Source organism: Cupriavidus lacunae, assembly GCF_003353055.1.
Taxonomy (GTDB): domain Bacteria; phylum Pseudomonadota; class Gammaproteobacteria; order Burkholderiales; family Burkholderiaceae; genus Cupriavidus; species Cupriavidus lacunae.
The window spans coordinates 1-3,497 of sequence record NZ_QKWJ01000192.1 but is presented as its reverse complement, the minus strand read 5'-3'; the positions used below and the strand labels follow the sequence as shown (position 1 = coordinate 3,497).

The window sequence follows — 3,497 nt, the reverse complement described above, 5'->3', positions numbered from 1 at the left end:
AGTCCCTCAAATCTCCCAGGATTCGAATCAGATTCATATTCGATCTGGGAGTTCGGCACGCAGCGAAATTCTTGCTAAGCCTTGCTGCGTCTTACTCTTCGGCATTCCGCAGGGACGACTATGTATTGCGCGCGCCCGGCGTGTATATGTTTTTTGCCAACAGCAATATCCGTTCGCGATGCCGATCGAATGTGGCCAGAAAGGCAGCCTCTTCGGAAGCCACCTCCTGACTCAGGCGCAAAAGGAGATTGTCAGAGACTTGGAATGCGACCTCGCGGGCGTTGTCGTAGCCCCAGAAGCATACGCAGTGCCGCGCCGCATCGTAGCTGCGGCTAGGATTGGGGAAATTCAGTGCCATGGTGGACTCCTATGATCCAGTGATGGCACGCCGGGCGCTCCTTGACTACAGGCATCCGCACAGCGGTGCCAACCCAGTATGCGCTGGTTTCCTGATCCGAAGCGGGGTTTCGACCACTGCGCGTGCTGGACCGCGGGGTGGCCGCTGTAACGCGCAATGTCGTTACGTGCCTTTGGCTCGCCGTGATCAAGCGCAGTATCAATGGTTGGAAAGTGTTCCGTACCGTCTATCAGCTCGTAGGACTGCACGCTCAGGAGACCGTCCCTGACAGGCTGCCCGTCAGTACGCGCAATCGAACAGCGCACCGTGTACCCGATGGCAAAGGCGGGCGCGACGGGATCGTCCTTTTGCTCCACTTCGATCGAAACCTGATGGTTATCGACAGTGACACGTCGTTGCATGACCGTCCCCCTTTCTGATGGGTTCTAGTTATTCGATCCCAGTACACGAAGAGAGCCACGCACGGGAGCGTGGCGGCCGAAGAGGAGTCTCCACCAGGAAGTGGATGTCCCTGGTCCTACATCTCCAGTCGGGCAAGGGCTGACGAACGAGACATCGACAGCCCCTTTTGCTGTGCGCAGGATTGTGGCGTCGTCGTAGTCGCCGGGGGCGTCGATGGTTTCACGGGGCAGATCAGCAGGGTAGATGACAGAAAGGATTTCGTGAATTGCATTTTCGCTGTCGAACGGGCCAAGCCGGCAGATGCACGCCGTCGGGTCAACCTCCGCAAAGTACCAATTGCGGGGGCTGCCGTGATAAATGACGATGACGGTAGTGGGATAATCTGTTGGCATTTTCCTCACCTTTTCAATAAGGTCGGTACGATACCCGGAAATCCCGAAAGAAATCACTTCAAATCGGCATAGAGGTCCAGTCAAAGAAACTGGCCAGTCACGCGATTAGTCCGGCCCTCTTAATCCGGAAGGAAAATAACGGAGTGTCGCCGACGAGAATCGGATGCGGATTTCCTGTGCGTTCAATCGGCAGCGAGCACTGCATCGGATTTATATATAGCTCACACTCGAGGCGGGCGCCGTCCGCCAGCGCACAGTCCGTGATATTTATTTAATTACGGCCAGATCCGGTCAGAAGCTCAGTGCAGGCGGCTCTCCTCGTTGCGTACCACGTCTTCCCTTCTTCTCACCATATTGCTGACCTATATTTCAATAGTGATCTTCTGCCGTCCTGCAGTGTTGCCCGCGCCGGGATCAATGTGACGAGTATGTGATCCGTTCTGTTCTGGGAGTTATGACATGAGCGTCGTTAGCGATCCGAGGCCGCACGGCAGTCCAGCGTCTGAGAACAGTATTGGCGCTTCCAGCCGTCACCTGTGGACTCGATTCTGGGCCATTGCGAAGCCTTACTGGTTCTCCCGGGATAAATGGACGGCAGTTGGCTTGCTTGTCCTGTTGATACTGTTGCTGTTGGGGCAAACCGAAACCAATGTACTGTTCAACCAGCAATCCGGGGAATTTACATCGGCATTGGCGGCCAAAAATGCTGATCGTTTCTGGATCTCCATCGAAAAATGCATCTACATTCTGATTCTAGCGGTGCCGATCTATGCATTTTACTATTATGTTAGAAATAAACTCGGCATTCGCTGGAGGCGCTGGCTGACCAACCACTATCTGGACGGATATTTCAAGGACAGGATTTTCTACAAACTCAATTCAGATGCCACGATAGACAATCCGGATCAGCGGATGACGGAGGACATCAATACGTTTACGCAGCAGTCTCTATATTTCCTGCTGGTCAGCATGGGTGCGCTGCTGCAACTCATTGCGTTCAGCAACGTCCTGTGGTCGATCTCCAGGTCGCTTGTCCTCTTTCTTGTTCTCTACGCCGTCGCTGGCACCTCGATATCGATATATTTCTTCGGGCGAGTCCTGATTGGTCTGAACTTTTATCAGTTAAAGCGGGAGGCGGATTTTCGATTCAGCCTGATCCGAATTCGCGAGAACGCTGAGTCTATTGCGTTCTATCGGGGTGAAGCCCAGGAGTCTTTTCATGTGCGGGGGCGTTTTGAACAGGCGTTCCGCAACTTCAACAAACTCATCAACTGGCAGCTGAATCTGAATTTGTTTCAGTATGGCTATGGCTTCCTGACCATCATGCTGCCCAGCGCCATTGTCGCTTCGCGCGTCCTTTCGGGCGAGCTCGAAGTCGGTCGCGCCATCCAGGCTGCCGGTGCGTTTGCGGCCATACTGAGCGCATTGGCCGTGATCGTTGACAACTTTGAAAACCTGAGCCGATTTGTGGCGGGGCTGGATCGGCTGGACACATTCTCCATCTCCCTGACCAGGAAGGCGGCAGCCTCCCCGAATGCAGGGGGCACGATCAAAGCCATGCAGGACTCCCGCCTGGCGCTAGCACATGTCACCTTGCAGACGCCGAATCATGAGAGGACGCTGGTCAGGGACTTGACCGTGTCGATCAATCCGGGAGAGGGGCTGCTCATTGTCGGTGCCAGCGGAGGTGGGAAGAGTTCTCTGATGCGCGCGATCGCGGGCTTGTGGAGTTGCGGCACGGGATGCATCATGCGGCCCAAGCCGGACGAAATGTTGTTTTTGCCGCAACACCCTTACATGGTGGTCGGCAGCCTGCGCAACCAGCTGCTATATCCGAACAACCATGATAGGGAGATATCCGACGAGGAACTCCTGCTGCTGTTGGAAATGGTCAACCTGCCGGATATCGTCGGCAGATTCGGCGGGCTGGACGCGGAGCTGGATTGGGGCAAAGTGCTGTCTGTTGGAGAGCAACAGCGCCTCACGATCGGGCGTGTACTGCTCGCAAAGCCGCGCTATGCCATGCTGGATGAGGCTACCAGCGCCTTGGATATTGGCAACGAGGAAGGTCTGTACTTGCAGTTGGCCGGCATGCCGACGACGCTTGTCAGCGTTAGCCATCGACCCACACTCCTTAAATATCACCACCAGGTTCTGGAGCTGCCCGGGGACGGGAGATGGCAACTGCATCCGACCAGAGACTACCGCTTTGACTGGTAGTGCCTCCAGAGAAACGAATTGAAGACGACTACCGTGAGGGGGCCATTATCATGAAGCTGTCCCCACGGGATGGATCTGGAAGCCAAGGGCAGTCGCGCGGCGCCGTAGCGCGGCGATGCTGCGCT

3 protein-coding genes are annotated in these 3,497 nt (G+C 55.6%); 1 reads left to right on the top strand and 2 read right to left on the bottom strand.

What is annotated here, in order from left to right:
* Nucleotides 1-118 precede the first annotated feature (118 nt).
* The gene (locus DN412_RS42455; protein WP_115216940.1) at nt 119-358 is read right to left on the bottom strand and encodes a DUF1488 family protein; all 240 of its coding nucleotides are present in this window, start codon (nt 356-358) and stop codon (nt 119-121) included.
* Nucleotides 359-783: 425 nt separating this feature from the next.
* Nucleotides 784-1,152: a hypothetical protein gene (locus DN412_RS43285; RefSeq protein ID WP_133303193.1), complete on the bottom strand. Its 369-nt coding sequence runs from the start codon at nt 1,150-1,152 to the stop codon at nt 784-786.
* Nucleotides 1,153-1,611: 459 nt separating this feature from the next.
* Here DN412_RS43285 and DN412_RS42445 point away from each other — a divergent pair, with 459 nt between their 5' ends.
* The gene (locus DN412_RS42445) at nt 1,612-3,372 is read left to right on the top strand and encodes an ABC transporter ATP-binding protein/permease (RefSeq protein ID WP_115216939.1); all 1,761 of its coding nucleotides are present in this window, start codon (nt 1,612-1,614) and stop codon (nt 3,370-3,372) included.
* Nucleotides 3,373-3,497: the final 125 nt, after the last annotated feature.